This window comes from Streptomyces sp. NPDC058964, from assembly GCF_042741275.1.
Lineage (GTDB): Bacteria > Actinomycetota > Actinomycetes > Streptomycetales > Streptomycetaceae > Streptomyces.
The window spans coordinates 5,803-31,390 of the sequence record NZ_JBHYKH010000024.1 but is presented as its reverse complement, the minus strand read 5'-3'; the positions used below and the strand labels follow the sequence as shown (position 1 = coordinate 31,390).

At 71.5% G+C, this 25,588-nt stretch carries 24 protein-coding genes and 1 pseudogene; 12 read left to right on the top strand and 13 right to left on the bottom strand.

Going from position 1 to position 25,588, the window contains the following annotated elements; genetic code table 11:
• Nucleotides 1-71 precede the first annotated feature (71 nt).
• Nucleotides 72-508 (bottom strand): annotated as a pseudogene (locus ACFW2E_RS05325) (class I SAM-dependent methyltransferase); the annotation flags it as partial.
• 141 nt (nucleotides 509-649) lie between these two features.
• Here ACFW2E_RS05325 and ACFW2E_RS05320 point away from each other — a divergent pair.
• Complete coding sequence (locus ACFW2E_RS05320; RefSeq protein WP_384461689.1) at nucleotides 650-1,129, top strand: SAM-dependent methyltransferase; 480 nt, start codon at nucleotides 650-652, stop codon at nucleotides 1,127-1,129.
• Nucleotides 1,130-1,378: 249 nt separating this feature from the next.
• Here the strand turns inward: ACFW2E_RS05320 and ACFW2E_RS05315 are convergent, their stop codons facing one another.
• Both ACFW2E_RS05315 and ACFW2E_RS05310 read right to left on the bottom strand, forming a co-directional pair.
• The gene (locus ACFW2E_RS05315; protein ID WP_384461686.1) at nucleotides 1,379-1,897 is read right to left on the bottom strand and encodes an EamA/RhaT family transporter; all 519 of its coding nucleotides are present in this window, start codon (nucleotides 1,895-1,897) and stop codon (nucleotides 1,379-1,381) included.
• Nucleotides 1,898-1,940: 43 nt separating this feature from the next.
• The gene (locus ACFW2E_RS05310; protein ID WP_384461683.1) at nucleotides 1,941-2,267 is read right to left on the bottom strand and encodes an SH3 domain-containing protein; all 327 of its coding nucleotides are present in this window, start codon (nucleotides 2,265-2,267) and stop codon (nucleotides 1,941-1,943) included.
• A gap of 181 nt (nucleotides 2,268-2,448) precedes the next feature.
• Here ACFW2E_RS05310 and ACFW2E_RS05305 point away from each other — a divergent pair, with 181 nt between their 5' ends.
• Nucleotides 2,449-4,584 (top strand): serine/threonine-protein kinase, encoded by a 2,136-nt coding sequence (locus ACFW2E_RS05305; RefSeq protein ID WP_384461680.1) that lies wholly within the window; start codon nucleotides 2,449-2,451, stop codon nucleotides 4,582-4,584.
• A 56-nt stretch (nucleotides 4,585-4,640) separates the two neighbouring features.
• On the opposite strand, the gene ilvD is transcribed toward ACFW2E_RS05305, so the two are convergent.
• From ilvD to ACFW2E_RS05285, 4 genes are all read right to left on the bottom strand, one after another.
• Entirely contained in the window at nucleotides 4,641-6,494 is a 1,854-nt protein-coding gene (gene ilvD / locus ACFW2E_RS05300; RefSeq protein ID WP_384461677.1) for a dihydroxy-acid dehydratase, read from the bottom strand.
• A 124-nt stretch (nucleotides 6,495-6,618) separates the two neighbouring features.
• Nucleotides 6,619-7,245, bottom strand: a complete 627-nt coding sequence (locus tag ACFW2E_RS05295) for a TetR family transcriptional regulator (RefSeq protein ID WP_384461673.1) — start codon at nucleotides 7,243-7,245, stop codon at nucleotides 6,619-6,621.
• Nucleotides 7,242-8,072, bottom strand: a complete 831-nt coding sequence (locus ACFW2E_RS05290) for a sugar phosphate isomerase/epimerase family protein (protein WP_384461670.1) — start codon at nucleotides 8,070-8,072, stop codon at nucleotides 7,242-7,244. Before ACFW2E_RS05290 ends, ACFW2E_RS05295 begins: the two co-directional genes overlap by 4 nt.
• A gap of 426 nt (nucleotides 8,073-8,498) precedes the next feature.
• Nucleotides 8,499-9,431 carry a Ppx/GppA family phosphatase gene (locus ACFW2E_RS05285; protein WP_384461667.1) on the bottom strand — a complete coding sequence of 311 codons (933 nt, stop codon included), beginning with the start codon at nucleotides 9,429-9,431 and terminating at the stop codon, nucleotides 8,499-8,501.
• 71 nt (nucleotides 9,432-9,502) lie between these two features.
• Here ACFW2E_RS05285 and ACFW2E_RS05280 point away from each other — a divergent pair, with 71 nt between their 5' ends.
• Nucleotides 9,503-10,351 carry a hypothetical protein gene (locus ACFW2E_RS05280; RefSeq protein ID WP_384461664.1) on the top strand — a complete coding sequence of 283 codons (849 nt, stop codon included), beginning with the start codon at nucleotides 9,503-9,505 and terminating at the stop codon, nucleotides 10,349-10,351.
• 19 nt (nucleotides 10,352-10,370) lie between these two features.
• Here ACFW2E_RS05280 and ACFW2E_RS05275 read toward each other — a convergent pair whose 3' ends face one another.
• Nucleotides 10,371-12,068: a hypothetical protein gene (locus ACFW2E_RS05275; protein WP_384461661.1), complete on the bottom strand. Its 1,698-nt coding sequence runs from the start codon at nucleotides 12,066-12,068 to the stop codon at nucleotides 10,371-10,373.
• Between the two features lie 197 nt (nucleotides 12,069-12,265).
• On the opposite strand from ACFW2E_RS05275, the gene radA reads away from it, so the two are divergent.
• Together radA and disA are read left to right on the top strand one after the other, a co-directional pair.
• Nucleotides 12,266-13,675 (top strand): DNA repair protein RadA, encoded by a 1,410-nt coding sequence (radA, locus tag ACFW2E_RS05270; RefSeq protein ID WP_384461658.1) that lies wholly within the window; start codon nucleotides 12,266-12,268, stop codon nucleotides 13,673-13,675.
• Nucleotides 13,676-13,755: 80 nt separating this feature from the next.
• Nucleotides 13,756-14,880, top strand: coding sequence for a DNA integrity scanning diadenylate cyclase DisA (disA, locus tag ACFW2E_RS05265; RefSeq protein ID WP_384461656.1), 1,125 nt, complete (start codon nucleotides 13,756-13,758; stop codon nucleotides 14,878-14,880).
• A 40-nt stretch (nucleotides 14,881-14,920) separates the two neighbouring features.
• Here the strand turns inward: disA and ACFW2E_RS05260 are convergent, their stop codons facing one another.
• Nucleotides 14,921-15,727, bottom strand: a complete 807-nt coding sequence (locus ACFW2E_RS05260) for a hypothetical protein (protein WP_384461653.1) — start codon at nucleotides 15,725-15,727, stop codon at nucleotides 14,921-14,923.
• A gap of 181 nt (nucleotides 15,728-15,908) precedes the next feature.
• Here ACFW2E_RS05260 and ACFW2E_RS05255 point away from each other — a divergent pair, with 181 nt between their 5' ends.
• From ACFW2E_RS05255 to cseC, 5 genes are all read left to right on the top strand, one after another.
• Nucleotides 15,909-16,784 carry an A/G-specific adenine glycosylase gene (locus ACFW2E_RS05255; RefSeq protein ID WP_384461650.1) on the top strand — a complete coding sequence of 292 codons (876 nt, stop codon included), beginning with the start codon at nucleotides 15,909-15,911 and terminating at the stop codon, nucleotides 16,782-16,784.
• 269 nt (nucleotides 16,785-17,053) lie between these two features.
• Nucleotides 17,054-17,593: a SigE family RNA polymerase sigma factor gene (locus ACFW2E_RS05250; RefSeq protein ID WP_384461718.1), complete on the top strand. Its 540-nt coding sequence runs from the start codon at nucleotides 17,054-17,056 to the stop codon at nucleotides 17,591-17,593.
• Nucleotides 17,581-18,234 carry a hypothetical protein gene (locus tag ACFW2E_RS05245; RefSeq protein ID WP_384461647.1) on the top strand — a complete coding sequence of 218 codons (654 nt, stop codon included), beginning with the start codon at nucleotides 17,581-17,583 and terminating at the stop codon, nucleotides 18,232-18,234. The genes ACFW2E_RS05250 and ACFW2E_RS05245 overlap by 13 nt, the downstream gene beginning before the upstream one ends.
• A gap of 74 nt (nucleotides 18,235-18,308) precedes the next feature.
• Nucleotides 18,309-19,013: a two-component system response regulator CseB gene (gene cseB / locus ACFW2E_RS05240; RefSeq protein ID WP_384461644.1), complete on the top strand. Its 705-nt coding sequence runs from the start codon at nucleotides 18,309-18,311 to the stop codon at nucleotides 19,011-19,013.
• Nucleotides 19,014-19,024: 11 nt separating this feature from the next.
• Entirely contained in the window at nucleotides 19,025-20,368 is a 1,344-nt protein-coding gene (gene cseC / locus ACFW2E_RS05235; RefSeq protein ID WP_384461641.1) for a two-component system sensor histidine kinase CseC, read from the top strand.
• 33 nt (nucleotides 20,369-20,401) lie between these two features.
• Here cseC and ACFW2E_RS05230 read toward each other — a convergent pair whose 3' ends face one another.
• From ACFW2E_RS05230 to ACFW2E_RS05220, 3 genes are all read right to left on the bottom strand, one after another.
• Nucleotides 20,402-20,848, bottom strand: a complete 447-nt coding sequence (locus ACFW2E_RS05230) for a VOC family protein (RefSeq protein WP_384461638.1) — start codon at nucleotides 20,846-20,848, stop codon at nucleotides 20,402-20,404.
• Between the two features lie 56 nt (nucleotides 20,849-20,904).
• Nucleotides 20,905-21,339: a helix-turn-helix transcriptional regulator gene (locus ACFW2E_RS05225; protein ID WP_384461635.1), complete on the bottom strand. Its 435-nt coding sequence runs from the start codon at nucleotides 21,337-21,339 to the stop codon at nucleotides 20,905-20,907.
• A 117-nt stretch (nucleotides 21,340-21,456) separates the two neighbouring features.
• On the bottom strand, nucleotides 21,457-23,067 hold the full coding sequence (locus ACFW2E_RS05220; protein ID WP_384461632.1) for an MDR family MFS transporter: 1,611 nt from the start codon (nucleotides 23,065-23,067) through the stop codon (nucleotides 21,457-21,459).
• A gap of 147 nt (nucleotides 23,068-23,214) precedes the next feature.
• On the opposite strand from ACFW2E_RS05220, the gene ACFW2E_RS05215 reads away from it, so the two are divergent.
• Nucleotides 23,215-23,817: a TetR/AcrR family transcriptional regulator gene (locus tag ACFW2E_RS05215; protein WP_384461629.1), complete on the top strand. Its 603-nt coding sequence runs from the start codon at nucleotides 23,215-23,217 to the stop codon at nucleotides 23,815-23,817.
• On the opposite strand, the gene ACFW2E_RS05210 is transcribed toward ACFW2E_RS05215, so the two are convergent.
• Nucleotides 23,814-24,365 carry a M23 family metallopeptidase gene (locus tag ACFW2E_RS05210; RefSeq protein WP_384461626.1) on the bottom strand — a complete coding sequence of 184 codons (552 nt, stop codon included), beginning with the start codon at nucleotides 24,363-24,365 and terminating at the stop codon, nucleotides 23,814-23,816. The two genes, ACFW2E_RS05215 and ACFW2E_RS05210, sit on opposite strands and share 4 nt — an antisense overlap.
• 488 nt (nucleotides 24,366-24,853) lie before the next feature.
• Here ACFW2E_RS05210 and ACFW2E_RS05205 point away from each other — a divergent pair, with 488 nt between their 5' ends.
• Nucleotides 24,854-25,462 carry an HAD family acid phosphatase gene (locus ACFW2E_RS05205; protein ID WP_384461622.1) on the top strand — a complete coding sequence of 203 codons (609 nt, stop codon included), beginning with the start codon at nucleotides 24,854-24,856 and terminating at the stop codon, nucleotides 25,460-25,462.
• Nucleotides 25,463-25,588 lie beyond the last annotated feature (126 nt).

The window sequence follows — 25,588 nt, the reverse complement described above, 5'->3', positions numbered from 1 at the left end:
TGTGGCCCCCGCCGACCACGCGGTGGGGGCTCCCGGCGGCCCCGCCTCTCCACTCGCCGTGGCGGGCGCCCGTGTACCACCACCGGGCCAGCGCGCCGCCCGGACGCAGCACCCGCAGCGCCTCCGGTACCGACCGGGCCGGGTCCGTCCAGTGCCAGGCCTGGGCGTAGGTGAGGAAGTCGGCGCTCGCGTCCGTCAGGGGAAGGGCGTCGCCGCTGCCCCGGACGATCGGGACGTCGGGCAGGGCGTGGCGGAACTGGGCGGCCATGCCGCCTCCCGGCTCCACCGCGACCACGTCGGCACCGCGCGCATGCAGCAGCGCCGTCGCGATACCCGTTCCGGCGCCGACGTCCACCACCCGGGAGCCGGCGAGGGGGCGGCCGGCGAGTTCCTCGACGGTGTCGAGGAGGGCGGGCGGGTAGGAGGGCCGGTTCGCGGCGTACTGGGCCGCCGCGGCGTTGAAGGAGTGAGCTCGGTCGGTGTGGCAGGGCTGGGGCGTCGGGGTCATACGGACATGGTGGTGAAGGAGGACCGGACGGCGACAGTGAGTACGGGGTGTACGGGGGTGGAAGACGGCCGAACATGGTCACGGTGGAGCGGAGTTGCCCGGTCCACGGGCCCGGTGAACCAGGACGGAAGGCACGCGGACATGACGGAGCGGGACGGGGACGCGGTGGTCGTGCACCCGGTGGGCCGGGTGGTAGGCGGACGGGCGGAGGTCCGCGACGACGAGTGGGGCGAGGTCCGCGCGGTCATACGCGTCGACGGCGAACGCTTCACGCCCGAGTCGCTGGCCGGTCTTGACGCCTTCTCCCACCTGGAGGTCGTCTACCACTTCGACCGGGTGCCGGAGGAGAGGATCGAGACCGGGGCCCGGCATCCGCGCGGCAACACCGACTGGCCCGAGGTCGGCATCTTCGCCCAGCGCGGCAAGAACCGGCCCAACCGCATCGGCGTCTCGCGCTGCCGGTTGCTGCGGGTGGAGGGCCTCGATGTGCACGTGGGGGGACTGGACGCGGTCGACGGCACACCGGTGCTGGACATCAAGCCGTACATGGCGGAGTTCGGACCGCGGGGGGCCACTGTTCAGCCCGAGTGGGCGACGGCGATCATGCGCGAGTACTACTGACGCCGCCCGGTGATCCCGTACGGTTCGCACGGCTGACGGCGACCGGAGTTCCTTCCGGGTGTACGACCGCCGGCGGCTTCCCCCGGGTGGCGCCGACCGGCGTATGGGCCGTCGAGGCGAACCGGCTTCTTCATCCCGCGGCCGACGCGGACCGGCGGCTTCCTTCGGGTCGGCGCCGCCGGGCGGCTTTCCACGGCCGGCCCCGCAAGGCCCGCCCGACGTCGGCCGACTGCTGTCTCCCCCGGCGGGCTACTTCCTGCGGCGCTTCTTCGAGGGGTTCCCGGTGCGTCGGACGGAACGGCGGTCGTGCTCCTCGCGCGCCTTCTCGTACTCCTCGCGGTGGAGTTTCTCGCCCGGGGCCTCGATGAGGGAGCGGAAGAAGTACGCGAGGAGCGAGCCGACGAAACCGATGGCCAGGAGTCCGCGCAGGGAGGCCTGGCGGTCGGGGTCTGGGCGCGCGCCGAAGCTGTCCCAGGTGTTCCGGAAGGCCAGCGCGCTGCAGATCGCGAACATCGCCACGACCAGTACGGTCACGAAGGAACCGGTGTCGGCGATCTGCAGGCCCTGGTAGGCGAAGCGCAGGACCAGGGCGGAGGCGACCGCCGCCGCGAGCGAGCCGACGGCCACTCCGGCGCGGCGGGCCGCGTAGCCGTTGCCATGGTTCACCCAGGACGTGCCGAAGAAGCGGAGGGGCTCGGGGCGGGGACCGCTCGGGGTTCCGCCGGTGGAGCCCGCGGGAGTGTCCGTGGTGCCGGGTTCGTCGCTCACGGGACGATTATGGCTCCGGGGCCGCCGCGGGCTCCGTACGGGGTCAGCCGCAGCGCGGGGCGACGTAGCCGTCGCTGCCCGTGTTCACGTAGGCGTCCGAGACGTACTCGCCGCTGTCGATGTTGTCCCAGATGTTCGTGGTGCCGTAGTAGCCCGACACCGTCGTGCCCGGGGACTGGCAGTAGATCAGGACCTTTGCGCCCTCGGGCAGGACGCGGACGATGTTGTAGCTGGTGCCCGGGCCACTGCGGACGTTGAGCCGGAGGCCCGGGGCGACCGAGTAGTAGTGCAGGGACGCCGTCGCGGCCGCCGTCGCCACGGCCTCTCCCTCGTCGGCGCCCTCGGCCTCTTCGACACGGTCAACAGACATGCGATTCCTCCCCCGTTGGCCCCATGACTGTCATGGGGTCCCGTTCATTCCCCTTTTGCGTGTCACGAAACACCCTTGTGCAACACGCACGCGGAGGCTAGCAAGCCGCCTCTGACTCGTACGAATCATCGACTAGGCTCCCTGCGTCGCGCGCGCGGACGAACAGCACGGGGGTGGTCCCATGGCGCCACAGCGCAACACCGGAGCGGGCGCGGAAGCGGAACTTCCCGAGTACGCCGGTCACTACCGTCTGGACTCATGCCTGGGCTCGGGCGGCATGGGTGTGGTGCACCTGGCCCGGAGCACCTCCGGGCTGAAGCTCGCGGTGAAGGTCGTACACGCCGAGTTCGCCAGGGATCGCGAGTTCAGGGGCCGTTTCCGGCAGGAGGTGGCCGCGGCCCGCAAGGTCAGCGGTGCCTTCACAGCGCCCGTGGTCGACGCCGACCCGGAGGCCGAACGGCCCTGGATGGCCACGCTGTTCATCCCCGGCCCCACGCTCTCCGATCACGTCAAGCGGAACGGCCCGATGCCCGCCGCGCAACTGCGCCGGCTGATGGCCGGGCTCGCGGAGGCGCTGCGCGACATCCACCGGGTCGGGGTCGTGCACCGGGACCTGAAGCCGAGCAACGTGCTGCTCGCCGAGGACGGTCCGAAGGTCATCGACTTCGGCATCTCCCGGCCGAAGGACAGTGAACTGCGCACCGAGACCGGCAAGTTGATCGGTACCCCGCCCTTCATGGCGCCGGAGCAGTTCCGGCGGCCGCGCGAGGTCGGGCCCGCCGCCGACATCTTCGCGCTCGGTTCGGTGCTGGTGCACGCGGCGACCGGGCGCGGGCCGTTCGACTCCGACAGCCCGTATGTCGTCGCCTACCAGGTCGTGCACGACGAGCCCGACCTGACCGGGGTGCCGGAGAGTCTCGCGCCGCTGGTTGTGCGCTGTCTCGCCAAGGAGCCCGAGGACCGGCCGACTCCGGACGAGCTCATGCGCGAGCTGCGGTCGGTGGCCGCGTCGTACGACACCCAGGCGTTCATACCCGCTCAGCGCACGACCGACGGAACGGCTCCGGAGCCCGCTGCCGGGCCTGCCGACCAGGCCGGGCACGCCGAGGAGAGCAAGGAAGCCGGGGAAGCCGGACGGCCGCCCAGGCTTCGCGCGGGCCGGAAGGCAGCGTTGGGCATCGGCGCGCTCGGACTCGCCGTGGCCGCCGTGCTGGCCTCGGTCCAGATGTTCGGCGGCAGCGATCCCGCACCGGCGAGCACTCCCCGTACCGGGGCGGCCGCCTTCAGCGCCTGGCACACCAAGCCCGCGCCCGAGGCGGCGGGGATGCCGCAGTGTGCCTACGGCGCGAAGGAGTTGCTCTGTGCGCAGCCCGGCGTGATCTTCGCGCTCTCCCCCGCCGACGGGAAGCCGCTGTGGCGGCACTCGGTGGCCACGAGGACCACGAGCGGCCCGCCGGTCCTCGCGGCCGGTCTGGTCCAGCCCTACACCGCCGGCGGCTCACGTCTGGCGGCGCTTGACCCCGCCACGGGCAAGGAGGTCTGGAAGCGGCGTCTGCCGGCGGACACGACGGTGCGCTACGTCGCCGGCACGGCCCTGCTCACGGCCGCCGACGGAACGGTCACGGGCCTGGACGCCGCGTCGGGCGGCACCCGGTGGAGCGGCCGGATCGCGGGCCAGAGCCGCCCGGTGTTCGTCACGTTCCCGGGCGACCCGCTGGCGTACGCGACGAGCACGTCCGCCGACGGGTCGGGCACGCGGGTGACGGCCGTGGATCCGCTGACGGGTGACGTGCGGTGGGATGCCCGGCTGAAGGGGACGCTGAAGCCCTTCGGTGCCGAGGACGGCTCGCTCTTCTTCCTCGCCGTCGACCGTGTCTACGGCGAGACGACGGCGGTCGTCCGCTACTCACCCGGCTCCGGGGCGGCCCGTCGTGTGGCGCTTCACGTGGCGCTGGCGGGCGCCCACGCCACCGTGCGGGGAAGCGTGGTCTATCTGCTGGCCACCGGCGGCTCCCTGGAGGCCGTGGACATGGCGGCGGGCAGGTCGCTGTGGCATCTGGAGACCTCGGTGAGCCGCGGTTCGGCGCCGGTCACGGACGGCGAGCACGTCTTCTTCACGGCGGGCGACGGACGGCTGCTCGCCGTCGACGCCCACAGGGGCAAGCTCGTCGGGCAGACCCCGGCGCGGCTGGGCGCGAACTCGGCGCAGGTCGTGGGGGCGCCGGCCACCCCCGTGATCAAGAACGGGCGCGTCTGCGCGACCGCCCCCGACGGCACCGTCTTCGCCGTGGATGCGCGGGACCCGTCGGCCTGGTGACATGCGAAGGGGCCGCCCCCACCAGAGGGAGGCGGCCCCTTGCGAAGGCCGGAGCGTCAGCCCAGCTTGGTCACGTCCCGCACGGCGCCCTTGTCGGCGCTGGTCGCCATCGCCGCGTACGCCCGCAGCGCGGCCGAGACCTTGCGCTCGCGGTTCTTCGGCGCGAACACCCCGCCGAGCGCCTGCTCGCGGCGGGCCAGCTCGGCCTCGTCGACCAGGAGCTCGATCGTGCGGCCGGGGATGTCGATGCGGATGCGGTCGCCGTCCTCGACGAGGGCGATGGTGCCGCCGGAGGCCGCCTCGGGGGAGGCGTGGCCGATGGACAGGCCCGAGGTGCCGCCGGAGAAACGGCCGTCGGTGATCAGGGCGCAGGTCTTGCCCAGGCCGCGGCCCTTGAGGAAGGACGTCGGGTAGAGCATCTCCTGCATGCCGGGGCCGCCCTTGGGGCCCTCGTAGCGGATGACGACCACGTCACCGTCCGTGACCTGCTTGTTGAGGATCTTCTCGACGGCCTCCTCCTGCGACTCGCAGACCACCGCCGGACCCTCGAAGGTCCAGATGGACTCGTCGACGCCGGCCGTCTTCACCACACAGCCGTCGACCGCCAGGTTGCCCTTGAGGACTGCCAGGCCGCCGTCCTTGGAGTACGCGTGCTCGGCCGAGCGGATGCAGCCGCCCTCGGCGTCGTCGTCCAGCGCCTCCCAGCGCTCGGACTGGGAGAAGGCCTCTGCGGAGCGGACGCAGCCGGGAGCCGCGTGCCACAGTTCCACGGCCTCGGGCGACGGGGAGCCGCCGCGCACGTCCCAGGTCTTGAGCCAGTCCGCCAGGGACGGGCTGTGGACCGCGTGCACGTCCTCGTTGAGCAGGCCCGCGCGGTGCAGTTCGCCGAGCAGGGCGGGGATGCCGCCGGCCCGGTGCACGTCCTCCATGTAGTACGTGCGGTTCTTGGCGACGTTCGGGGCGACCTTCGCCAGGCAGGGGACCCGGCGCGAGACCGCGTCGATCTGCTCCAGGCCGAAGGGGACGCCCGCCTCCTGGGCCGCCGCCAGCAGGTGCAGGATCGTGTTCGTCGAGCCGCCCATCGCGATGTCGAGGGCCATCGCGTTCTCGAAGGCCGCGAAGGTGGCGACGTTGAGCGGGAGGACCGTCTCGTCGTCCTGCTCGTAGTAACGGCGGGTGATGTCCATGACCGTGCGGGCCGCGTCGACGTACAGCTGCTTGCGGGCCGTGTGGGTGGCGAGGACCGAGCCGTTGCCGGGGAGGGAGAGGCCGATCGCCTCGGTCAGGCAGTTCATCGAGTTCGCGGTGAACATGCCGGAACAGCTGCCGCAGGTCGGGCAGGCGTTCTCCTCGATACGGAGGATGTCCTCGTCCGAGATCTTGTCGTTGACGGCGTCGGAGATCGCGTCGACCAGGTCGAGGGTGCGGACCGTGCCGTCGACGAGCGTGGCACGGCCGGCCTCCATGGGCCCCCCGGAGACGAACACCGTCGGGATGTTCAGGCGCAGGGCCGCCAGCAGCATGCCGGGGGTGATCTTGTCGCAGTTGGAGATGCAGACCAGGGCGTCGGCGCAGTGCGCCTCGACCATGTACTCGACCGAGTCGGCGATCAGGTCGCGGGAGGGCAGGGAGTACAGCATGCCGCCGTGGCCCATCGCGATGCCGTCGTCGACGGCGATGGTGTTGAACTCGCGCGGGATGCCGCCCGCCTCCTTGATCGCCTCGCTGACGATCCGGCCGACCGGCTGGAGGTGGGTGTGGCCCGGCACGAACTCCGTGAAGCTGTTGGCGACCGCGATGATCGGCTTCCGGCCGATGTCCGCACCGGGTACACCGGAGGCGCGCATAAGGGCGCGGGCGCCCGCCATGTTGCGGCCGTGGGTGACTGTGCGGGACCTCAGCTCGGGCATCTCGCTCGCTCCTTCAGAGACTGCGATCAGAGAGACTTCTGATAGCTAACGAGCGTACGCCGGTCATCCAGGGGTCGGGACGTGGTGTCCGGAATGCGGGATGCGTGTCTCGGGAAGCCGGTGCTCAGGGGGCCGTGAGATGCCCCTGGACCACGGGAGCCACGCGAGCCACGATCTGCTCCAGGTCCGCCGAGGCCAGCGGCTCCACCTTGATCACGTACCGCAGCATCGCGCACCCGACCAGCTGCGCCGCCGCCAGCTCGGCCCGCAGCTCCGCGTCCGGCAGCTCCACCTGGACGGCGATACGGCGCAGCAGCTGGGAGGCGACCAGGCGGCGGAAGACGGCGGCCGCGGTCTCGTTGTTGACGGCGGAGCGGACGATCGCCAGCAGCGGCGTCCGGGTGGTGGGGTTCTCCCAGACGCCGAAGATGAAGCGGGTGAGCCGCTCGCCGACGCCGTCGAGGGGGCCGTCGGCGACGGCGGTCGGCGCGTTGAGGGCGGGCGCGAAGGCGACTTCGATGGCCGCCTCGAAGACCTGCTCCTTGGTGCCGAAGTAGTGGTGGACCAGTGCGGAGTCGACCCCCGCGGCCTTGGCGATGCCGCGTACCGAGGTCTTCTCGTAGCCGCGCTCGGAGAACTCCTCGCGGGCGGCGGTCAGGATGCGGTCGCGGGTGCCGGCGGACTCCGTGCGCGGGGGGCGGCCGCGGCGCCGCGAGGTCGCCCCGGTACGGCCCGGAGTGGTGCCGGTCACGGCCGGGGCACCTTCACCGCGGAGGCCAGGTGCAGGCGGGTGAAGGCCAGCGCCTCGGCCAGGTCGGCCTCGCGTTCGGCGCTGGACATGGCCCGCCGGGTGTTGACCTCGATGACGACGTGACCGTCGAAGCCGGTGAGCGCGAGCCGCTCCAGCAGCTCGGCACAGGGCTGGCTGCCGCGGCCGGGGACCAGGTGTTCGTCCTTCGCCGATCCGTTGCCGTCGGCGAGGTGCACATGGCCCAGGCGGTCGCCCATCCGGTCGATCATCCCGAGGGCATCCGTGCGGGCCGTCGCCGTGTGGCTCAGGTCGATCGTGAAGTGACGGTAGTCGTCCTTGGTCACGTCCCAGTCGGGGGCGTACGCGAGCATCTCGCGGTCGCGGTAGCGCCACGGGTACATGTTCTCGACGGCGAACCGTACGTCGGTCTCGTTGGCCATCCGCCACACCCCTGCGACGAAGTCGCGGGCGTACTGGCGCTGCCAGCGGAACGGCGGGTGCACGACGACCGTGCCCGCCCCGAGCTTCTCGGCGGCCGCGCGGGCGCGCTGGAGCTTGACCCAGGGGTCCGTGGACCACACGCGCTGGGTGATCAGGAGACAGGGGGCGTGAACGGCCAGGATCGGGATCCGGTGATAGTCACTGAGCCGGCGCAGCGCCTCGATGTCCTGGCTGACGGGGTCCGTCCAGACCATGACCTCGACCCCGTCGTAGCCGAGGCGCGCGGCGATCTCGAAGGCCGTCGCCGTCGACTCCGGGTAGACGGAGGCCGTCGACAGGGCGACCTTCGCATCCGGAATGCGGACAACGTCCCTAGGTTCTGCCACGGGGACAGATTACGGGGTGGGGTCGGCGGTATGCGGGGTGCCTGTTCGCCGTTGTGAGTTTCCCCATGGGCGGCGACGGGTCGCCTGCGGCGGTCGGCGCGAGGCCGCCCGACCGCGGCCCCGGCGTCCCACGGGCGGGTGCCGCTCATCCACGGCCCCGGCGCCCCACGGGCGGGTGCCGCTCATCCACGGCCTGTCACGCCTCACGCCTCCCGGAGACGCGGTACCAACCCTTCACCACGGCCGGGCACGTCCTCGCGGCGGCGCCGCCACGCCTCACCGTCCCAGGCCCCCGGAGCACCTTCCCCACCGCGGCGACGCGCCGATCCGCCACGCGCGCGTGCCGCACGGCCACGGCCTGCCGCCCCTCGCGGCGGGGCCGCACGCCTCCCCGCCCCAGGCCTGGCGCGGGGACCGGGCCTGGGTTCAGGCCGACCCCATGTGGTCCAGCCGCCGCAGGATCACGCCCTCACGCAAAGCCCAGGGGCAGATCTCCAGGTTCTCCACGCCGAACAGGTCCATGGCTCCCTCGGCCACCAGTGCGCCCGCCAGCAGCTGGCCCGAGCGGCCCTCGGAGACGCCGGGAAGTTCCGCGCACTGGGCGGCGGACATTCCGGCCAGGCGGGGCACCCAGGCCTCCAGGGACTCCCGCTTGAGCTCTCGCTGGACGTAGAGGCCGTCGCCGGTGCGGGCGGCCCCGGCGATGCGGGCCAGCTGCTTGAAGGTCTTGGAGGTGGCGACCACGTGGTCGGGGGCGCCGAACCGGCTGAACTCCCCCACCGTGCGCGCGATCTCGGCACGCACATGGCGGCGCAGGGCCCTTATCGCCTCCGTGCCCGGCGGGTCCCCGGGCAGCCAGCCCGCGGTCAGCCGGCCCGCGCCCAGCGGCAGCGAGACGGCGGCGTCCGGCTCCTCGTCGATGCCGTACGCGATCTCCAGGGACCCGCCGCCGATGTCGAGGACCAGCAGCTTGCCGGCCGACCAGCCGAACCAGCGGCGGGCGGCGAGGAAGGTGAGGCGGGCCTCCTCGGCGCCGGCGAGGACCTGGAGCTCGACACCGGTCTCGGCCTTCACGCGGGCGAGTACGTCGTCGGCGTTGGTGGCCTCGCGCACCGCGGAGGTGGCGAACGGCAGCAGGTCCTCGACTCCCTTGTCCTCGGCGGCCTGGAGCGCGTCGTGGATGACACCGATCAGCTTGTCGATCCCGTCGGGGCCGATGGCCCCGTCCCCGTCGAGGAGTTGCGCGAGCCGCAGCTCCGCCTTGTGCGAGTGCGCGGGCAGCGGGCGCGCGCCCGGGTGCGCATCCACCACCAGCAGATGCACCGTGTTAGATCCCACGTCGAGGACACCGAGTCTCATGTACGAAACGCTACTGCCAGCCAGGCGCCGGACCGTCCCCGGAGCCGTGTTGCGCGTCTTACTCTGGACGGGTGCCAAAGACGAAAAAGGCGAAGGACCACAAGGCCGCCAAATCCTCCACCGGTTCTTCGCAGGTGAGGCCGCCGAAGAAGCCGAAGCGGGACCCGGCGTCCGACGAGAAGGGACTCGACTTCGCGCGAGCGTGGGTGGAGTTCCCCGATCCGGCGGACGACGAGCAGGTCTTCCGGTGCGATCTGACATGGCTGACCTCTCGCTGGAACTGCATCTTCGGCAGCGGCTGCCAGGGCATCCAGGCGGGCCGCGCGGAGGACGGATGCTGCACGCTGGGCGCGCACTTCTCGGAGGAGGACGACGAGAAGCGGGTCGCCGAGCACGTGGCCAGGCTCACCCCGGACATCTGGCAGAACCATGACGAGGGCAGGGAGCACGGCTGGGTCTCGGAGGACGACGAGGGCTCCCGCCAGACGCGCCCCTACAAGGGCTCGTGCATCTTCCAGAACCGTCCCGGTTTCGCCGGCGGCGCGGGCTGCTCGCTGCACATCCTCGCCCTGAAGGAGGGCCGCGAGCCGCTGGAGACCAAGCCGGACGTCTGCTGGCAGCTGCCGATCCGGCGGACCTTCGACTGGATCGACCGACCCGACGACACGCGTGTCCTGCAGGTCTCCATCGGCGAGTACGACCGCCGGGGCTGGGGTCCGGGCGGCCACGACCTGCACTGGTGGTGCACCTCGGCGACGTCGGCACACGGCGCGGGCGACCCGGTGTACGTCTCCTACCGGGCCGAGCTGACCGAGCTGATGGGCAAGGCCGGCTACGACCGTCTGGTCGAGCTGTGCGAGGAGCGACTGGCGTCGCAGCTGCCGCTGCTGGCGCCGCATCCGGCGGATCCGGTGGACTGACCGGCTGCCGGTCATCGCGCTAGCCGCCCGAAGGGGTGGAGTCACCGCCCGCGGTCGGCGGCGGGGTCGAGGCCCCGGAGTCGGTCGGGGTCGGCGCGGTGGGGGTCGGGGTCGGGTCGGAGGACGGCGGATCGCTGGGCGTGGGTTCGGTGGGCGCCGACGTCGTGGGCGTGGGGTCCGGGGCGGAGGTCGGTGGCGAGCTGCCCGGGGCCGTGGGGCCGCTGGGTGCGGTGCCGTAGCCCTCGATCGAGACCACGGCGCCCGCCGGTGCCACCGCCACCCGGGCGCTCCAGTGGCCGGCCGGCTCGCGCAGATGGTCGACGTACACCTTGATCGTCAGTGACTCGCCGGGCCGGAGGATCCCCGACGTCTGGCTGAGGTAGAGCCAGGCGGCCGAGGTGGTGGCGGACCAGCGCACCGGCGAGGGGCCGGAGGCGGTCAGCGTGACGAGGGTGGTGTCGCCGCTGTTGTCGGCCGACACCGCGAGTCGGCCCGCGGCCTTCGTCCCGGCCCCGGAGATGCTGATGACCTCCACGGACACGTCGGACTTCCCGTCCTTGCCGTGCCGGGCGACGGGTCCGACACCGGCGTTCCCGGCGTTCTCGTAGTCACCGGCCGGGTCGCCGCCGATGCTGTCGGGACCGTGCGCCTCGCTGGCGGTGGCGGCCCGGCCTTCCGGGTCCGCCTCGGCGGGCGAGCCCCGGTAGGCGGCCCACAGGGCGAGGACGGGGGCGGCGACGACGGTGGCGACGACGGTCGTCGTCACCGCCCGCGCGCGCAGCCGGTCCCGGCGGGCGGCACGGTCCTTGGGGTCCATGGGGAAGCCGCGCCGGTCGAAACGCGGCACCGCCGTGCCCCGCGCGCGCGGGTGGCGGGCCAGGGCCGCGTGCACAGCCGCGCGGGGCGCCTCCAGGACGGGCAGCTCGGCGGGCGTGACGCTGGCGCCGGGCCAGCGGCCCGGGACCGCGCGGTCGGCGGTGCGGCGGCACCGCGGGCAGTCGTCGACGTGCCGTACCAGCTCACGCCGTACGGCGGTGCTGAGGACGAGCTGATTGTCCCCGGTCAGGAGGGCCACACCGGGACAGCCGCCGGTCTCGACGACGGCGAGGGCCGCGCGTGTGCGCTCCACCTCACAGGCGGCGGAGGCCAGCAGTTCGCGGGCGACAGCCTGGTCCATGCCGAGGACGGCGGCGACCTCGTGGGCGGCGAGGTGGTGGCGCACGGCGAGTTCGAGGGCCTCGCGCTGCTCCGGGGTGGTCCCGGCGGCCTCCGGCCAGGCGAGCAGGGCGAGTTCGCGCCGCCGCTGCTCCCGCACCTCCTCGGAGGCGGCCGGATCGGCGGCCTGCGGGCCCCGTCCCGGGGCTCCCGGACGGCCCGCCGCATGGGTGGCCTGACGTTTCTGCTTGGCCTCGGCCAGCTTCCGCAGGCACGCCCAGCGGGCGAGCGCGTACAGCCAGGCCCGGCGGTCCCCCGCCGCGTCCGGCAGACGCGGCCCGCGCCGCTCGGCCAGTGCGAGGACGTCGCCGAGCGCGGCGGTCGCCGCGTCGTGGTCGCACAGCACCGACAGACAGTAGGTGAACAGACCGTCCAGGTACGGCTCGTAGCGCGCCGACGGCCGCTGCGCCGGCGTGCGCGCCGCGGCACGATCACGCGCCTCCCGGTGCGCCCGGTGTGCGCCGGTGGTGCGGGGCGAAGTTTCCGGACTGCTGCTCATCACCCGTGCGACCGTAGGCGGCGGTGGATGGCCCCTTCTTCCCCCTTGAGCACTTTTAATCCGTACGGGTGAAACGATCCCTCATAAGGGGACAGGAACCTTCATTCCGCGGCTCCACCGTGACGGTCAGTGGCCGTCCGGCCCGCGCCCTTCCGGCGACCGGTGCCCGCGTTGTCAGTGCCGGCGGCTACGGTTTCCGCATGGCTGCCCGCACCAAGACCACCAAGGATCGCCCGTCCTACCGCTGCACGGAGTGCGGCTGGCAGACGGCCAAGTGGCTCGGCCGGTGCCCCGAGTGCCAGGCGTGGGGGACGATCGAGGAGTACGGCACGCCGGCGGTGCGGACGACGGCGCCCGGCCGCGTCACCACCTCCGCGGTGCCCATCGGCCAGGTCGACGGGCGGCAGGCCACGGCGCGCTCCACCGGCGTGCCCGAGCTGGACCGGGTGCTGGGCGGCGGACTGGTGCCCGGTGCGGTGGTGCTGCTGGCGGGCGAGCCCGGCGTGGGCAAGTCGACGCTCCTGCTCGACGTGGCGGCGAAGTCCGCGAGCGACGAGCACCGAACGCTCTATGTCACCGGTGAGGAGTCGGCGAGCCAGGTGCGGCTGCGCGCGGACCGCATCCGGGCCATCGACGACCATCTGTACCTGGCGGCCGAGACCGATCTTGCGGCGGTCCTCGGCCACTTGGACGCGGTGAAGCCGTCCCTGCTGATCCTGGACTCGGTGCAGACGGTCGCGTCCCCCGAGATCGACGGGGCGCCGGGCGGCATGGCCCAGGTGCGGGAGGTGGCGGGGGCGCTGATCCGGGCCTCGAAGGAGCGCGGCATGTCCACGCTCCTCGTGGGCCACGTCACCAAGGACGGGGCCATCGCCGGACCGCGCCTGCTCGAACACCTCGTGGACGTCGTGCTGCACTTCGAGGGCGACCGGCACGCGCGCCTGAGGCTCGTCCGGGGCGTCAAGAACCGGTACGGCGCCACGGACGAGGTCGGCTGCTTCGAACTGCACGACGAGGGCATCACGGGCCTTGCGGACCCGAGCGGACTCTTCCTGACCCGTCGGGACGAACCGGTCCCCGGCACCTGCCTCACGGTGACCCTGGAGGGCCGCCGCCCGCTGGTGGCGGAGGTCCAGGCGCTGACCGTCGACTCCCAGATCCCCTCCCCCCGCCGCACGACCTCCGGACTCGAGACGTCCCGTGTCTCGATGATGCTCGCGGTGCTGGAGCAGCGGGGCCGGATCAGCGCGCTCGGGAAGCGGGACATCTACTCGGCGACGGTGGGCGGGGTGAAGCTCTCGGAGCCGGCCGCGGACCTCGCGATCGCCCTGGCCCTCGCCTCCGCGGCCAGCGACACCCCGCTGCCCAAGAACCTCGTCGCCATCGGCGAGGTGGGCCTCGCGGGCGAGGTCAGACGGGTCACGGGCGTGCAGCGCCGGCTCGCGGAGGCGCACCGCCTGGGCTTCACGCACGCGCTCGTGCCGGGCGACCCGGGCAAGATCCCTCCCGGTATGAAGGTCCTGGAAGTCGCCGACATAGGGGACGCGCTGAGGGTCCTTCCCCGCTCGCGTCGCCGAGAGGCCCCACGGGAGGCTGAGGAGCGCCGGTAGACTTTGCCCTGGTCTCGCCCGTCCGTACGAACGGAGTGCGCGTACGGGAGCGCCTCAGAACCTGCGACCGGAGGAGTGCAGTGGCAGCCAACGACCGGGCAGCGGCTCCCGGAAAGTCCGGTGGGAGTTCCGGTGCCGAGGCCCTGATGCGCGCCGCGCTGAGTGCGGTGGCTCCGGGCACGGCGCTGCGTGACGGCCTCGAGCGGGTTCTCCGCGGGAACACCGGCGGGCTCATCGTGCTCGGCTCCGACAAGACCGTCGAGACGATGTGCACGGGCGGCTTCGACCTGGACGTCGAGTTCACGGCCACGCGTCTGCGTGAGCTGTGCAAGCTCGACGGCGGCATCGTGGTCTCCTCCGACCTGTCGAAGATCCTTCGCGCCGGTGTCCAGCTGGTGCCGGACCCCACGATCCCCACCGAGGAGACGGGCACCCGCCACCGCACCGCGGACCGGGTCTCCAAGCAGGTCGGCTTCCCGGTCGTGTCGGTCTCGCAGTCGATGCGGCTGATCGCCCTGTACGTCGACGGGCAGCGCCGTGTCCTGGAGGACTCGGCGGCGATCCTGTCCCGCGCGAACCAGGCCCTGGCCACCCTGGAGCGCTACAAGCTCCGCCTGGACGAGGTGGCGGGCACGCTGTCGGCGCTGGAGATCGAGGACCTGGTCACGGTCCGGGACGTCTCGGCGGTGGCCCAGCGTCTGGAGATGGTGCGCCGTATCGCCACCGAGATCGCGGAGTACGTGGTCGAACTGGGCACGGACGGCCGGCTGCTCGCCCTCCAGCTGGACGAGTTGATCGCGGGCCTGGAACCCGAGCGCGAGCTGGTGGTCCGGGACTACGTGCCCGGGCCGACCGCCAAGCGTTCCCGCACGGTCGACGAGGCGCTGTCCGAGCTGGACGCCCTCAGCCACGCCGAACTGCTCGAACTCTCCACGGTGGCCCGCGCGCTGGGCTACACCGGGTCCCCCGAGGCGCTCGACTCGGCGGTCTCCCCGCGCGGCTTCCGCCTGCTGGCCAAGGTGCCCCGGCTGCCCGGCGCGATCATCGACCGCCTGGTGGAGCACTTCGGCGGGCTGCAGAAGCTCCTCGCCGCGAGCGTGGACGACCTCCAGACCGTGGACGGTGTGGGCGAGGCCCGCGCGCGCAGTGTGCGGGAGGGTCTGTCGCGCCTGGCGGAGTCGTCGATCCTGGAGCGCTACGTCTGACCGGACCCGGCGGTGACCAGGGTCTCTCCCGGGCCGGGTCCTAGTCGGCCGACAGCACGAACGACGTCGGCGTGACGCTGAACCCCGCCGCCTTCGCCTCCAGCAGGTACGTGCCCGCCCCTGCCGACCCCGCGGCGGGTGTGGCGCAGTGCGGAGCGCTCGGCTTGCGGTCCCACTTCACCGTGTAGGTGATGCTGCTGCCGGCCGGTACCCGGAACAGCAGGCTTCCGGCGCCCTTCGGGCAGTCGGCCGAGGACCAGTAGGCGTCGCTGCCGTCGGCCTGGGTGATCGTCAGCACCGCGCTCTTCGGACCGAGGTCGACCTTGCAGTCCTTGGCCGAGGTGTTCTTCGCGGTGAGCCGGAAGGCGGGCGTCTGGTCCGGCGAGTACGAGTTGTGCAGGCTGCGCAGGCTCAACCTGACCGATCCGGGGGAGCACTTGGACAGCCCGGAGGAGGCCGGCAGCGTCGCCCCCGTACTGACGCTGCCACCGCCGGAAGCGGAACCGGAGTCCGAGCCGCTGTCCGAGCCGCCCTCGTCCGTCGAGCCGGAACCGTCGCCGTCCCCTGACCCGGTGTCACTCCCGTCGGAGCCACCGCTGCCCGACTCGTCGCGCCCGCCCGGGTGTTGGCTGACCGCCGGTCCGGTCCCGGACGGTCCGGGCGTGATCGTGGGGGCGGGATTCTTGCCGTTGGACCCGTCGGCGGACTTCTTTCCGCCCCCGCCGCCGGCGGTTGCGAGCCAGGCGATCAGCAGCGCCAGTACGGCGAACACCGACAGCATGACGACCCTCCGTCGCCAGTAGATGGAGGAGGGAAGCGGCCCGACCGGATTGCGCAGAGATCCCACGGCGCAAACTCTACGAGAGATCGCCGCGCTTGCTTGCCCCACCCGCCGCCCGGAAACCAACTTTTCCGGATCATCATTCCGGCAACTTCCCGCGGGCAGGGCACCCTTGACCTCCCGCACATCCCGTCCCGGCGCCGCCACGGACCATGCCCGGCCATCCCGTGGCAGGATCGGAAGGGCCATGACTGAGAAGCTCCATGCCCCCGTGATCGCCTGGTTCGACGCCCACGCCCGCGACCTCCCCTGGCGCCGCCCGGATGCGGGCCCCTGGGGCGTGATGGTCAGCGAGTTCATGCTGCAGCAGACCCCGGTCAGCCGGGTCCTGCCGGTCTACGAGCAGTGGCTGGCCCGCTGGCCCCGGCCCGCGGACCTGGCCGAGGAGGCCCCCGGGGAGGCCGTCCGCGCCTGGGGCCGGCTGGGCTACCCGCGCCGCGCCCTGCGCCTGCACGGCGCCGCGGTCGCCATAACGGAGCGGCACGGCGGCGACGTACCGACGGACCACGCGCAGCTGCTCGCGCTGCCCGGCATCGGCGAGTACACGGCCGCCGCGGTGGCCTCCTTCGCCTACGGGCAGCGGCACGCCGTGCTGGACACCAATGTCCGCCGGGTCTTCGCCCGCGCGGTCACCGGGGTGCAGTACCCGCCGAACGCCACCACCGCCGCGGAACGCAGGCTCGCCCGTGAACTGCTGCCCGCGGACGAGGGGACCGCCGCCCGCTGGGCCGCCGCCTCCATGGAACTGGGCGCGCTGGTGTGCACGGCGAAGAACGAGACCTGTGCGCGCTGCCCGATCGCCGCCCAGTGCGCCTGGCGGCTCGCGGGCAAGCCGGAGCACGAGGGTCCGCCGCGGCGCGGCCAGACGTACGCCGGTACGGACCGCCAGGTCCGCGGCAAGCTTCTCGCCGTACTGCGCGAGGCGCACACCCCCGTGCCACAGGCGTCCCTGGACCGGGTGTGGCACGAGCCGGTGCAGCGCGCCCGGGCGCTGGACGGACTCGTCGCGGACGGTCTGGTGGAGCCGCTGCGGGGCGGGCTCTATCGGCTTCCGCTGAGCTGACGCACAGACAAGTCACAGCGCCGGAAGGCCACTCAGCAACGATCCCGCCTCGCACATCCCCCCATATCGGAACAATTGCCCCACCCGCCTTACCCCGAACTCATCTCCGTTACACAACCGACGGACAGCCGAGTGCTGTCCGAAGGCTGCTTCGGACAGCGCCGTGACAACACCTCCGTAACTTCTTTTCCGTGCCCGGCTCGACCAACCGGGCGCACGGAACGACCGGCACGGGGCCGGGGACGAACGGGGAGCGGAGGCGGTTGATCATGTCGCAGGGCGAGGTGCTCGAATTCGAGGAGTACGTCCGCACCCGGCAGGACGCGCTGCTGCGCAGCGCCCGCCGACTGGTCCCGGACCCGGTCGACGCGCAGGACCTGCTCCAGACAGCGCTGGTGCGGACGTACGGCCGCTGGGAGGGCATCGCGGACAAGCGCCTCGCGGACGCCTATCTGCGCCGCGTGATGATCAACACGCGCACCGAGTGGTGGCGGGCCCGGAAGCTGGAGGAGGTTCCCACCGAGCAGCTGCCGGACGCCTGCGTGGACGACTCCACCGAGCAGCACGCCGACCGCGCGCTCCTCATGGACATCATGAAGGTTCTCGCTCCGAAGCAACGCAGCGTCGTCGTGCTGCGACACTGGGAGCAGATGTCCACGGAGGAAACGGCCGCAGCCCTCGGCATGTCGGCCGGAACGGTCAAGAGCACGCTGCACCGGGCGCTCGCCCGGCTCCGCGAGGAGCTGGAGGCCCGCGACCTGGACGCACGCGCGCTGGAGCGTGAGGAGCGGGAGCGGTGCGCGGCCTGACCGACGAGGAGCCCACAGCGGCTCGCGGGGTCTTCCAGGCGGCGATCACGGCGGTGGCCGTGCTCGCCGCCCTCGGCCTTTTCGTGGCCGCCTGTGCCACCGGCGGCACCGGCGCCCGTGACGAGGGCCCGGCACACTCCGACTCGGTGGGGGCTGGCTCGGCGGTCTCCCCCGCCCCCAACCCCTCCGACACCTACACGGCCGTGGACGCGGTCTCGCTCGTCAGGCACGATCCGCTGGTCTCGGCCGAGGTCAAGCGTTATCTCAAGCCCTGCGGCGACGAGTACCCGGTCGACGTGTCGTACGGGGATCTGACCGGCGGCTCGGTCGAGGACATCGTGGTCAACGTGCTGACCTGTGCCGACGCCGTGGGCGTCGGCTCGTACGTGTACCGCGAGGACGACGGCAGGTACGAGAATGTGTTCAAGGCCGAGGAGTCCCCGGTCTACGCGGAGATAGACCGGGGCGACCTGATGGTGACCAAGCAGGTGTACGACAAGGGCGACCCCGTGTCGAGTCCGTCCGGCGAGAACGTGATCACGTACAGGTGGGAATCGGGGCGCTTCGCCCAGAAGAACTACCACCACACCGACTACAGCAACGCGGTCGGTGGCGAGCCGTCGCCGGTGCCGTCCGGCTGAAGTGAACCCTGCGCACGATCCGTACGTCACCTCAGTGACGGCACCGAACCCCCACAAGGACTGAGAGCAGCGGGATGGCAGACCAGACCCATGTCCTGTTCGTCGAGGACGACGACGTCATCCGCGAGGCCACCCAGCTCGCCCTGGAGCGGGACGGCTTCGCGGTCACCGCGATGCCCGACGGGCTGTCGGGCCTGGAGGCGTTCCGCTCGAACCGCCCCGACATCGCGCTCCTGGACGTCATGGTCCCGGGCCTGGACGGGGTGAGTCTGTGCCGGCGGATCCGCGACGAGTCGACGGTGCCGGTGATCATGCTGTCGGCGCGCGCCGACACCATCGACGTCGTCCTCGGCCTGGAGGCGGGCGCCGACGACTACGTGACCAAGCCCTTCGACGGCGCCGTCCTGGTGGCCCGGATCCGTGCCGTGCTGCGCCGCTTCGGGCACGCGGGCGGGGGCGCGCAGGGGAACGCCGACACCTCGGCGATGGACGGTGGCGTACTCACGTTCGGCGAACTGGAGATCGACACGGAGGGCATGGAAGTGCGCCGGGCCGGACAGCCGGTGGCGCTGACGCCCACCGAGATGCGGCTGCTGCTGGAGTTCTCCTCGGCACCGGGCACGGTGCTCTCGCGCGACAAGCTGCTCGAACGCGTATGGGACTACGGCTGGGGCGGGGACACCCGTGTCGTCGACGTTCACGTGCAGCGGCTGCGCACGAAGATCGGCCAGGACCGGATCGAGACGGTCCGCGGCTTCGGTTACAAGCTGAAGGCCTGAGCGAGGCGGACATGCGGGGGTACATTCGGCGGCTGCTGGGACGGCGCGTGCGGCGCGCCGGCATCCGCACCGGGCTCAGATGGAAGCTCAGCGCGGCCATCGCGCTGGTCGGCGCGCTGGTGGCGGTCGCACTCAGCCTGGTCGTGCACAACGCGGCCCGGGTGTCGATGCTGGACAACGCGCGTGACCTCGCCGACGAGCGTCTGCAGATCGCCCAGCGCAACTTCGACCTGTCCGGGCGGCCCAACTTCCCCAGCATCGAGGTCGACGACCCCGATCTGCCGCCCGCGCTGCGCGAGAAGGTCGAGGAGGGCCGCCGGGCCACCTACGTCACCGAGCGCGGCGGCGACGTGCCGGACATCTGGGCGGCGGTGCCGGTCAAGGGCGGACACGTGCTGTCGCTCCACAGCCACTTCACCGACCGCAGCACGAACGTGATGAAGGATCTCGACCAGGCACTGGTCATCGGCTCCATCGCGGTCGTCCTCGGCGGCAGCGCGCTCGGCGTGCTCATAGGGGGACAGCTGTCGCGCCGGCTGCGCAAGGCGGCGGCCGCCGCGAACCAGGTCGCCAAGGGCGAGCCGGACGTCCGGGTGCGGGACGCCATCGGTGGTGTCGTGCGCGACGAGACCGACGACCTCGCCCGCGCGGTGGACGCCATGGCGGACACGCTCCAGCAGCGGCTGGAGGCCGAGCGCCGGGTCACCGCCGACATCGCGCACGAGCTGCGCACCCCGGTGACCGGGCTGCTGACGGCCGCCGAACTGCTGCCGCCCGGCCGGCCGACGGAGCTGGTCCTGGACCGGGCCAAGGCGATGCGCACCCTCGTCGAGGACGTCCTGGAGGTGGCCCGCCTCGACGGCGCCTCCGAGCGGGCCGAGCTGCAGGACATCATGCTGGGCGAGTTCGTCGCCCGGCGCGTGGCCGCCAAGGATCCGGCGATCGTCGTGCACGTGGTGCACGAGTCGGAGGTCACCACCGATCCGCGGCGGCTGGAGCGGGTGCTGTTCAACCTGCTCGCCAACGCCGCCCGGCACGGCAGGCCGCCCATCGAGGTCACCGTCGAGGGCCGGGTCATCCGGGTCCGCGACCACGGCCCCGGCTTCCCCGAGGAACTGCTCGCCGACGGGCCGAGCCGCTTCCGCACCGGCAGCAAGGACCGCGCCGGACAGGGACACGGCCTGGGCCTGACCATCGCGGCCGGGCAGGCCCGGGTGCTGGGCGCCCGGCTGACGTTCCGCAACGTACGGCCCGCGGGAGCGCCCGAGTACGTTCCCGCGGAGGGGGCGGTGGCCGTGCTGTGGCTGCCGGAGCACGCGCCGACGGCCACCGGCAGCTACCAAATGCTGCCGTAGGAGAACCGGCTCCTCAGGACCGGCCCCGCCGCCTCAGCAGGCCCAGTCCTTGTCCATGTCGAGCCCGCCCTCGCGGGGCTGGGTGAAGGAGAACCAGTTCCCGGAGTCGTCACGGAAGAGCGCCTCCGTGCCATAGGGGCGCTCCTGTGGCTCCTGCAGGAACTCCACGCCGCGCTCCTTGAGCTTCTTGCAGTCGCCGTGGATGTCGTCGGTCGTCAGCACACCCGCGCCCAACGCCCCCTTGGCCACGAGCTTCTTGACCATCTCGGCGGACTCGGGATCCATCGCCGGCGGCCCGGGGACCATCAGCGTGAGCTCGACGTCGGGCTGCTCCGGGGAGCCCACGGTGAGCCAGCGCATGCCGCCGTCGCCCATGGACATGTCCGTACGGACCTCCAGGCCCAGCTTCTCGGTGTAGAACTCCTTGGCCCGGTCCTGGTCGAGTACCCAGACGGTCGAAATCCTGAGTCCCTTGATCATGGTGCGCTCCTGTCCGCGGGGATCGGCTGCTTGCCCCGCCACCGTAGGCAGCCGGACTAGCGGCCCGCTTCTCCGGAATTGCGCCGACCGGCGCCGGGGCCGGTGCGGAAGCCGCCGGCCCAGAGCATCGCGTAGCAGCCGGGTATGAGCGCGGCCCCGCGCCCCACGTGCTTGGTCCGGTACTCGCTGGGCGCCAGCCCGGTCCAGGCCTTGAACCGGGTCGAGAACGTGCCCAGGCTGCTGAAGCCGACCAGATGGCAGATCTCGGTCACCGACAGATTCGCGGTGCGCAGCAGGTCCTCCGCCCGCTCGATGCGGCGGTGCGTCAGATACTGGCCGGGCGTCTCGCCGTACGCCTCCTTGAAGGCGCGGATGAAGTGGTAGCGCGAGTACCCCGCGTGCGCGGCCACCGCGTCCAGGTCGAGTTCCGGATCGGCCCAGTCGCGGTCCATGGCGTCCTTGGCCAGGCGCAACTGGCGCATCTTGTCCATGAAACCGATGGTGGCACGGGGCACTGACATCGGGTCCCGGGCACCGACATCGGGTCCCGGGCACGGCGAAGGCCCCCGGGGCGGACACCATCCGGGGGCCTTCGGCTCAGGGTCGGCTCAGACGGCCTCGATCGCCGGTGCCGGCACCGCGTCCTCGCTGCCGGCCGCGGACTCCGGCTTCTGGGGCCCGCTCTTGAGCGGGACCTCCTTCACGAACAGGGCCGCGATCAGCACGAGCACCGCGATCACCGCGCCCAGCAGGAACGCCGAGTGGGTACCGGCGGACACCGCGTGCTGGTACGCCTCCCGCACCGGCGCGGGCAGCTTGGCCAGGCTGGCCGCGTCCAGCTGCGCGGACTTCTCGGTCATCTTGGCGGCCAGCGCGCCGCCCCGCTCGGCCATGACGTCCTGGACCCGGTGGTTGAACAGCGCGCCCATGATGGCGACACCGAAGGAGGAGCCGAGCGTACGGAACAGGGTGGTCGACGAGGACGCGACGCCCATGTCCTTCATCTGCACGCTGTTCTGCGCGACCAGCATGGTGATCTGCATCAGGCAGCCCATGCCGAGACCGAGGACGGCCATGTAGACGCCGGAGGTGAGCCGGGAGGTGCCGGTGTCCATCAGCGACAGCAGGTACAGGCCCGTGATCATCAGCACGGCACCGACGATCGGGAAGATCTTGTAGCGCCCGCTGTTGGTGGTGACCCGTCCCGCGACCATCGAGGTCACCAGCATCGCGCCGAGCATCGGCAGGAGCAGCAGACCGGAATTGGTGGCGGAGGCGCCCTGCACCGACTGCTGGTAGAGCGGCAGGAACAGCGTGGCGCCGAACATCACGAAGCCGGTGATGAAGCCGATGACCGACATCAGCGTGAAGTTGCGGCTGCGGAAGATGTGCAGCGGCAGGACCGGCTCGGCGGCCTTGGTCTGCCAGAACACGAAACCGACCAGGGCGACGACGCCGATGGCGATCAGTTCCATGATCCGCGCGGACGTCCAGGCGTACTCGGTGCCGCCCCAGGTGGTCACGAGCACGATCGAGGTGATGCCGACGGTCAGCAGCGCGGCGCCCGCATAGTCGATCCGCGTCTTGGTGCGCTTCTTCGGCAGGTGCAGCACGGCGCTGATCAGGAGCAGCGCGACGGCGCCGAGCGGCAGGTTGATGTAGAAGGACCAGCGCCAGCCCCAGTGGTCGGTGATGGTGCCGCCGACCAGCGGACCGCCGATCATCGCCAGCGCCATGACGCCGGCCATCATGCCCTGGTACTTGCCACGCTCCCGCGGCGGGACGAGGTCGCCGATGATCGCCATGACACCGACCATCAGACCGCCGGCCCCGAGTCCCTGAACGGCCCGGAACCCGATCAGCTCGCCCATGTTCTGGGCCATGCCGCTCAGCGCGGAGCCGATCAGGAAGATCACGATCGAGGTCATGAAGGCGCCCTTGCGCCCGTACATGTCACCGAGCTTGCCCCAGATCGGGGTGGCCGCCGCGGTGGCCAGCGTGTAACCGGTCACCACCCAGGCCAGGTGCTGCAGGCCGCCCAGCTCACCGACGATCGTCGGCATCGCCGTGCCCACGATCATGTTGTCGAGCATCGCGAGCATCATCGCGATCATCAGCGCGAGCAGGACGACCCGCACGCTCCGCTGCTTCTTGCCCTGCGTGCCGGGAACCCCTTCGGGGATCTCCTGGCCCGCCTGGGCCGCTTGTGTGTCCGCCATCTTTCCCACTCCCCCAGCGGCCGCTACTTACTTGCCGCCCGGCTAGTTGACTACACTGGGAAGTTAGCCGCGCAACTAGCCGGGCGTCAAGTAAGTTTACTAGCCGGGCGGCAAGTAAGTTTCCGCGGAAGCGCGAGGAGTACGAGGATGGGCGTCACCATGGACGGCACCAAGCAGCAGCGCCGCGGCAACACCCGCCAGCGCATCCAGGACGTGGCGCTCGAACTCTTCGCGGAGCAGGGCTACGAGAAGACCTCCCTGCGCGAGATCGCCGAGCGTCTCGACGTCACCAAAGCGGCCCTCTACTACCACTTCAAGACGAAGGAAGAGATCATCGTCAGCCTCTTCCAGGACCTGACGAAGCCGATGGAGGACCTGATCGAGTGGGGCAGGCAGCAGCCTCACACCCTGGAGACCAAGCAGGAGATCGTACGGCGCTACGGCCAGTCGCTGGTCGACGCGGCACCGCTGTTCCGCTTCATGCAGGAGAACCAGGCGACCGTACGGGAACTGCGCATCGGCGACACCTTCAAGGACCGCATGCGCGGCCTGCGCGACATCATCATCGACCCGGAAGCGGACCTGGTCGACCAGGTCCGCTCCATAAGCGCGATCTTCACGCTGCACGCCGGGATGTTCGTCATGCAGGACCTGGAAGGCGACCCCGAGAAGAAGCGCGAGGCTGTTCTCGAGGTCGCCGTCGACCTGGTGACGCAGGCGCACGAGGGCGCCCACAGGACCGGTGCTTAGACGGTGACGCCGTGGGCCCGCAGGAAGGCGACCGGGTTGACCGCGGAACCGTAGTTCGGGGTCGTACGGATCTCGAAGTGCAGGTGCGGGCCCGTGGAGTTGCCGGTGCTGCCGGACAGGGCGATGTGCTGGCCGGTCTTGACGACCTGGCCGACCTTCACGTCGATCCGGGACAGGTGGGCGTACTGCGAGTAGGTCCCGTCGCCGTGCTTGATGACGACGGCGTTGCCGTACGCGGGACCGTCACCGGCGCCGTTGCCGCCGGCCTTGACGACGGTGCCGCCGTGGGCGGCGATGACCTCGGTGCCGGTCGGCACGGCGAAGTCCTGACCGCTGTGCTTGGCGACCCAGTGGCTGCCGGCCTGCATGAAGCTGGCGGAGAGCGTGTACTTCTTCACCGGGTCGACCCAGGAGGTGGCGGACGCGGGGGCGGCGCTTGCGACCCCGGTTCCCACGACGGCCGTGGCACCCAGACCCGCGGCCAGGACGGCCACACGGGTACGGAGCTTGGACGTACGGGGGGAACGGGACGTAACGCGCTTGAACATCTGGACCTCGTGGAGTCGGGGACGGGGGGCCATCTGGCGCACTGACGTCCACCGGATGGCAGATCCTTGGTAACCCGCAATCACCGCCGTCCTCAAACCACCCTTCTACGGCCCAACCTAGTATTCGCCGCCCCTATACCCACACTCCCTAATGACCCATGACTTATCGGGCGCAGCCCAGCCCAACATGCCAAACCCCCGAACCGGACTCATGGAAGAAATCGCCCTTTATCACCACAAGGCGTACAACTAATCCCCTTAGTATGTGATGTACCTCCTGTGCGGCACGTCACCGCATTCCATGATCGACCGGCCCCTGGATGTGACCTGGGCTACGCCATCCGGCCTTTGCTGCAAGGGAGTTGGCGACGCCGTTCATGTGACGCACATCTCTGTACTACTACCCTCCGGTAACCCTACGGTTCCCCTCGCGCCATCCTCCCCAAAGATCATGCCCCTGACAGGCAGACGCGAGAGGACCCCCACCGATGACCAGACGCCCCTGGGCACGCCGCATATCCGTGACCGCCGTTTCCGTGGCCGCCCTCGCGGCAACGGCCACGCCGGCCATGGCCACACCGGCCGAGGCCGCGACCGCCGCCAAGGTCGACTACGCCACCTGGCAGAAGGACTGCCAGGGCGTGATGGACCAGGCCCTGCCGTATCTGAAGGACCGCATCGCCGCCGCCGAGCCGGGCGAGAAGCAGGCGATCGTCTTCGACATCGACAACACCACGCTGGAGACCGACTTCGGCTTCAGCTACCCGCAGCCCGCCAACAAGCCGGTCCTGAACGTCGCCGAGTACGCGCAGGAGCACGGCGTCTCGCTCTTCTTCGTGACCGCCCGTCCGGGCATCATCTACTGGCCCACCGAGTACAACCTCGAGCACGACGGCTACGACGTCTCGGGTCTCTACGTCCGCGGCTTCCTCGACCTGTTCAAGGACGTGGCCGCCTACAAGACCGCCCAGCGGGTCGACATCGAGAACCGGGGCTACACGATCATCGCGAACATCGGCAACAGCGCCACCGACCTGTCGGGCGGCCACGCCGAGAAGACGTTCAAGCTGCCGGACTACGACGGACAGCTGTCGTAGTCGGTCGGTGCCGTTCGGACACGCGAAAGGGGGGCGCGGGGGGGAATTAACCGCCCCCCGACTCGTGCGCGAGAATGCGGGTGACCCGGGGGGCGACCCGCCCTGGGCACGGGTGGCGCGCGGGCC

Bases quoted from the DNA above. Each gene is read 5' to 3' on its own strand.
- cseB (WP_384461644.1), top strand. From the start codon at position 18,309: ATGGCAGACCAGACCCATGTCCTGTTCGTCGAGGACGACGACGTCATC.
- ACFW2E_RS05215 (WP_384461629.1), top strand. From the start codon at position 23,215: ATGGGCGTCACCATGGACGGCACCAAGCAGCAGCGCCGCGGCAACACC.
- ACFW2E_RS05320 (WP_384461689.1), top strand. From the start codon at position 650: ATGACGGAGCGGGACGGGGACGCGGTGGTCGTGCACCCGGTGGGCCGG.
- ACFW2E_RS05255 (WP_384461650.1), top strand. From the start codon at position 15,909: ATGACTGAGAAGCTCCATGCCCCCGTGATCGCCTGGTTCGACGCCCAC.
- ACFW2E_RS05230 (WP_384461638.1), bottom strand. From the start codon at position 20,848: ATGATCAAGGGACTCAGGATTTCGACCGTCTGGGTACTCGACCAGGAC.
- ACFW2E_RS05250 (WP_384461718.1), top strand. From the start codon at position 17,054: ATGTCGCAGGGCGAGGTGCTCGAATTCGAGGAGTACGTCCGCACCCGG.
- radA (WP_384461658.1), top strand. From the start codon at position 12,266: ATGGCTGCCCGCACCAAGACCACCAAGGATCGCCCGTCCTACCGCTGC.
- ACFW2E_RS05285 (WP_384461667.1), bottom strand. From the start codon at position 9,431: ATGAGACTCGGTGTCCTCGACGTGGGATCTAACACGGTGCATCTGCTG.
- ACFW2E_RS05225 (WP_384461635.1), bottom strand. From the start codon at position 21,339: ATGGACAAGATGCGCCAGTTGCGCCTGGCCAAGGACGCCATGGACCGC.
- ACFW2E_RS05310 (WP_384461683.1), bottom strand. From the start codon at position 2,267: ATGTCTGTTGACCGTGTCGAAGAGGCCGAGGGCGCCGACGAGGGAGAG.
- ilvD (WP_384461677.1), bottom strand. From the start codon at position 6,494: ATGCCCGAGCTGAGGTCCCGCACAGTCACCCACGGCCGCAACATGGCG.
- ACFW2E_RS05305 (WP_384461680.1), top strand. From the start codon at position 2,449: ATGGCGCCACAGCGCAACACCGGAGCGGGCGCGGAAGCGGAACTTCCC.
- ACFW2E_RS05205 (WP_384461622.1), top strand. From the start codon at position 24,854: ATGACCAGACGCCCCTGGGCACGCCGCATATCCGTGACCGCCGTTTCC.
- ACFW2E_RS05210 (WP_384461626.1), bottom strand. From the start codon at position 24,365: ATGTTCAAGCGCGTTACGTCCCGTTCCCCCCGTACGTCCAAGCTCCGT.
- ACFW2E_RS05220 (WP_384461632.1), bottom strand. From the start codon at position 23,067: ATGGCGGACACACAAGCGGCCCAGGCGGGCCAGGAGATCCCCGAAGGG.
- cseC (WP_384461641.1), top strand. From the start codon at position 19,025: ATGCGGGGGTACATTCGGCGGCTGCTGGGACGGCGCGTGCGGCGCGCC.